Raw genomic sequence first — 4791 nt, forward strand, 5'->3', positions numbered from 1 at the left:
GGTACGCAACAATCATAGAAGTGATTATTAATATTCACTGCATTCTATATATAAACAAGCGCTTGCTTCCTATACTCGTCCCGTCGAGAACGACTATGCCAAAGACGGAGACACGTCGCCATCAGGAAGGAGGCAAGCATGGGGGTTACAACTGTCTTCCCTCGCGAACTCGAATGGATAGACAGCGGCTCCAGCCGCATCCCGTTCTGGGCCTATACCGACGAATCGCTTTACAAGAAAGAGCTGGAGCGCTTTTTTTATTCCGGACACTGGAACTACGTAGGCCTCGAGGCCGAAGTCCCCAACCCCGGTGACTTCAAGCGCACGGCAATCGGCGAACGGTCCGTCATCATGACCCGCGCCGAAGATGGGGCCATCCACGTGATCGAAAACGTTTGCGCGCATCGCGGCGTGCAGTTCATGAGGGAGCGCAGCGGCAACCGCAAGGAGCTCGTGTGTCCCTACCACCAGTGGAGCTACACGCTGGCGGGCGACCTGCAGGGCGTGCCTTTCCGGCGGGGCGTCAAACAGGGCGGGAGGGTCAACGGCGGCATGCCGGCGGATTTCCAGGCCTCGGACCACAACTTGAACAAGCTCAAGGTCGCGACGCGCGGCGGCGTGGTATTCGCTTCCTTCGACCACGACGTCCCGTCCTTCGAGGAATTCCTCGGGCCCGTGATCCTGGGCTATTTCGACCGCCTGTTCAACGGACGCAAGCTCAAGCTGCTGGGATACAACCGACAGCGCATTCCTGGCAACTGGAAGTTGATGCAGGAGAACATCAAGGATCCCTATCACCCGGGCCTGCTTCACACCTGGTTCGTTACCTACGGGCTATGGCGGGCGGACAACAAGTCCGAGTTGAAGATGGACGAGCAGTTCCGGCACGCGGCAATGATTTCCACGCGCGGCTCGGAACGCGTGAAGTCCGAGGTCACGGCCGGCGTCACGAGCTTCAAGGAATCGATGGAAATCAACGACAAGCGCCTGCTCGACATCGTGCATGAACCCTGGTGGGGAGAGCCGACCGCCGTGATGATGACCATCTTCCCGAGCCTCATCATTCAGCAGCAAGTCAACAGCGTTTCGACCCGGCACATACAGCCCAATGGACACGGCTCATTCGATTTCGTGTGGACCCATTTCGCGTTCGAGGATGACACGCCGGAGATGATCCAGCGGCGGCTCCTGCAGGCCAACTTGTTCGGCCCGGCCGGGTTCGTCTCGGCCGACGACGGCGAGGTGGTCGAGTTCTCGCAGCGGGGCTTCGAGCAGAAACCCTATCACCGGGCGCTCGCAGAGTTGGGTGGCAGGGGGGTCGAGAATACCGATCACATGGTCACGGAAACATTGATCCGCGGCATGTACGACTACTGGCGCCGGGTCATGGGGTTCGCGCCCGATCGGTAACGGACGGAGACAGGCACGCTCGATGGTCTGCCACCGATGCCAGGCGGCCCGATGCAGTGGAGGAATGCAATGGATACGATGGATGCGTTGCTGGACGTAGCTAGGCTACATGCCGACTATGCCGCCGTGCTGGACACGGGGCGTTGGAACGAGTGGCCGGAATTTTTCCTGGACGAATGCGAATACAAGATCCAACCGCGGGAAAACTTTGACCGGGGACTGCCCCTCGCGACGCTTTACCTCGTCAGCAAGGCGATGCTGAAGGATCGGGTATACGGCATTACCGAGACACTGTTCCATGATCCATACTATCAGCGTCATGTGTGCGGACTTCCGCGCATCCTTAAGCATGTTGGCGACGTGCTGGAGGTCGAGGCGAACTACGCCGTGTTCCGGACGAAGCCGACGGGGGAATCGACGGTTTTCAACGTGGGGCGCTACATCGATCGCATCCGCCGCACGGCAGGCGGCTTGAAGTTCGAGTCGCGGACTTGCGTCTTCGATACCGAGTTGATTCCCAATTCTCTGATTTATCCAATTTGAGGTGCTTATGGCTGATTGGATCGACGTGGCCGCCATCGACGACCTTCCCGAGGAAGAAGTGATCGGTGTGCAGGTGGCGGGCAAGGACGTGGCACTCTATAACGTGGAGGGCGAGTATTACGCCACCGATAATTTCTGTACGCACGGGCGGGCGCGCCTGTGTGACGGCTACCTGGAAGGATATGAAATCGAATGTCCCTTGCACCAGGGCAAGTTTGACGTGCGCAGCGGCAAGGCCCTGTGTGCGCCGCTGACTGAGGATGTCAAGACGTATCCGCTCAAGGTAGAGGGTGGGCGGATTTGGCTGCAGCTCGGCTAGCCGTCGTAGAACGCTACAAGAACATATAAGAACGAGGCACGCGCCGTGCCGTGCCGGCGACAGGAGACGAACATGCGCGAACCCGATCCCGACGGCCGTCCGCTGCGGGCCTATAAAGACCCATCGTACAAGCCTCTGTGCAAATCCTTGGCCGAAGTGCGCGCCAACATCGATCGGCTGGACGACGAAATCGTGGCCTTGCTCGCGCAGCGGGCGATGTACGTGAAGGATGCGGCCCGGTTCAAGAAGGACGCTTTCCAGGTAAGTGCGCCGGCTCGCCAGGCGGAGGTGTTTGCCAAGGTGCGCGCCTTGGCCACTCGTCACAACCGGGGCTTCGAAGGATTGGAGGACGTCGTCGAGGCGGCCTACCGGGCACTGGTCGCGGCATTCATCGCCGCCGAGCAGCAATATCACGACGACATGACCAGCACGGAGGATGGAGATGCGTAAAACATGGAGAGCCGTTGCGGTGAGCGGGCTGGCGGCCGCGGCCTGCCTATTGCCCGCCATGGCCCAGTCGCAAGCCTGGCCAGCGCAGCCGCTGAAGGTCATCGTGCCTTTCGGGCCCGGCTCCAGCCCGGACCAGGTCGCGAGGGTCGTAGGGGACAAGCTGGGGGTGTTGCTTGGCCAGGCTGTCGTAGTAGAGAATCGTCCCGGCGCGAGCGGCAACATCGGCACGAACGCCATCGCCAAAGCCGTACCCGACGGGTACACCTTCGGCGTCTCGATCACCGGACCGTTGGTCAACAACACCGTTTTGTTCGACTCGCTGCCTTACGATCCGGCCAAGGATTTATCACCGCTCACCTTGGCGGTGCATCAACCGAATGTGCTGGTCGTCCCTGCTTCTTCCGGCATCGGCAGCGTCGCGCAATTGCTCGAAGCGCTCAAGAAGGACTCGAACCGCTTCAACTTTCCCTCCACCGGCGCCGGGACGGTTTCTCACCTGTCGGTGGAGCTGATGCTGCAACGGATCGGAGCCTCTGCCGTCCACGCGCCCTACCCGTCTTCTCCCGCAGCGCTCACCTCGCTGCTGTCCGGCGACACCCAGTTCGCCGCGCTGCCGCCCATTGCCGTCATGCCCATGGTCAGGGACGGCAGGCTCAAGGCGCTGGCCGTCACCTCATCCAAGCGTTCGGCGCTGCTTCCCGATATCCCGACGCTGGGCGAAGCCGGCGTGCCGGGCATAGAGGGGTCGGCCTGGATAGGCTTTGTTGCGCCGGCCAAGGTTCCCGCAGAGATCCAGAAGAGACTCTCCGACGCGCTCATCGCGGCGCTCAAAGACCCGGACGTTGCGAGGAAGCTCCAAGCGCAATACATGGAGCCGGCCGCCACGACGCCGCAGGCGTTCCGGCGCTACATGGACGACGAACTCCAGCGGTGGGCGCCGCTCATCAAGAAGCTGGGATTGAAAGGGCAGTAAGGTCCGCTAGCCGCCAGGCCTGCCCCGAAGGCGCAGCCAGCTTGATCCTGGCGGGGCGCGGCGCATTCGTCGCCGGCCCGTCTTCATCAATAGCGTGCGTTAATCCAGCTTGACGTTGGCCTTGCGCACGACTGCGCCCCACATCGCGCGGTCGGCCTCGATGAAGGCGGCGAATTCCTCCGGGGTATTGCCTTTTAGCTCGCCGCCATAGGAACGCCACTTCGCTTCGAGCTCGGGCGATTGCGCGGCCTTGCGCATTGCTTCGCTCAGCTTTTCGACGATCTCCTTCGGTGTGCCGGCGGGCGCCAGCAAGCCTTGCCAGGCAATGGGCTCGAAATCCGAAATGCCCGATTCCGCGAACGTGGGCACGTCCGGAAAAGTGGGGTGCCGCTGTTTTCCAGTGATCGCCAGCAATTTCAGCTTGCCCGCGCGTATGTTGCCGGCCGCGGCGGGCAGGCCGTCGAACATCAACTGTATCTGCCCGGCCAGGAGGTCCGCGTACGGGCTGTTGCTGTTGTAGGGCACCAGGTTGAGTTTGACGTCGGCACTAAAGCCGAACCATACGCCGGACAGGTGGGAGTAGCTGCCCGGCCCCTGGCTCGCGACGTGGACTGCATCCGGGCTGGATTTCAGGAGGTTCAGGAGTTCCGTTAGGTTCTTGGCCGGCAGCTTGGGCGTCGCGATGAGGCCGGTGTTCAGGATCCCCAGCAGGCTGACGGGCGTGAAATCCTTGGCTGCGTCGAAGGGCAGCTTGGAGTAGAGGTGGGGCAACACCGATAGCGTGCTGGTGGTGCCGATGTAGAGGGAATAGCCGTCGGGCGTGGCGCGGGCAGCGGCCTCCGTGCCGATGATGCCCGACGCGCCCGGCCGGTTATCCACAAAGACGGTTTGCCCGAGGATCTTGGTCAGTTCTGCAGCGATTTCGCGGGCGTTGGCGTCGGGGCCGGTGCCGGCGGCAAACGGCGCAATGATGCGTACGGCGCGGGAGGGGTAGGTCTCGGCATGTGCCTGTGGCGCCGCGAGCCCGAACCCAAGGGCGGAGAGTGCGACGAGACTGCGGACGAGAGCGTTCATAGAAGTCTCCAAAGTCTTGGGT

The 4791-nt window shown here is 61.9% G+C and carries 6 protein-coding genes; 5 read left to right on the forward strand and 1 reads right to left on the reverse strand.

From position 1 onward, the window contains the following. The first annotated feature begins 138 nt into the window (after positions 1-138). The 5 genes from IRZ12_RS15665 (at position 139) to IRZ12_RS15685 (ending at position 3695) form a co-directional block, all read left to right on the forward strand. Positions 139-1410, forward strand: a complete 1272-nt coding sequence (locus tag IRZ12_RS15665) for an aromatic ring-hydroxylating dioxygenase subunit alpha (protein WP_296470351.1) — start codon at positions 139-141, stop codon at positions 1408-1410. 69 nt (positions 1411-1479) lie between these two features. Continuing rightward, complete coding sequence (locus IRZ12_RS15670) at positions 1480-1953, forward strand: aromatic-ring-hydroxylating dioxygenase subunit beta (protein WP_296470354.1); 474 nt, start codon at positions 1480-1482, stop codon at positions 1951-1953. Positions 1954-1960: 7 nt separating this feature from the next. Then, the gene (locus tag IRZ12_RS15675; protein WP_296470357.1) at positions 1961-2272 is read left to right on the forward strand and encodes a non-heme iron oxygenase ferredoxin subunit; all 312 of its coding nucleotides are present in this window, start codon (positions 1961-1963) and stop codon (positions 2270-2272) included. 72 nt (positions 2273-2344) lie between these two features. Next, the gene (locus IRZ12_RS15680) at positions 2345-2722 is read left to right on the forward strand and encodes a chorismate mutase (RefSeq protein ID WP_296470359.1); all 378 of its coding nucleotides are present in this window, start codon (positions 2345-2347) and stop codon (positions 2720-2722) included. A 58-nt stretch (positions 2723-2780) separates the two neighbouring features. Continuing rightward, positions 2781-3695: a tripartite tricarboxylate transporter substrate binding protein gene (locus IRZ12_RS15685; RefSeq protein WP_296470366.1), complete on the forward strand. Its 915-nt coding sequence runs from the start codon at positions 2781-2783 to the stop codon at positions 3693-3695. 99 nt (positions 3696-3794) lie between these two features. On the opposite strand, the gene IRZ12_RS15690 is transcribed toward IRZ12_RS15685, so the two are convergent. Then, positions 3795-4769: a tripartite tricarboxylate transporter substrate binding protein gene (locus IRZ12_RS15690; protein WP_296470363.1), complete on the reverse strand. Its 975-nt coding sequence runs from the start codon at positions 4767-4769 to the stop codon at positions 3795-3797. Between the last annotated feature and the right edge of the window lie 22 nt (positions 4770-4791).

Source organism: Pigmentiphaga sp. (assembly GCF_019689535.1).
Lineage (GTDB): Bacteria > Pseudomonadota > Gammaproteobacteria > Burkholderiales > Burkholderiaceae_B > Pigmentiphaga.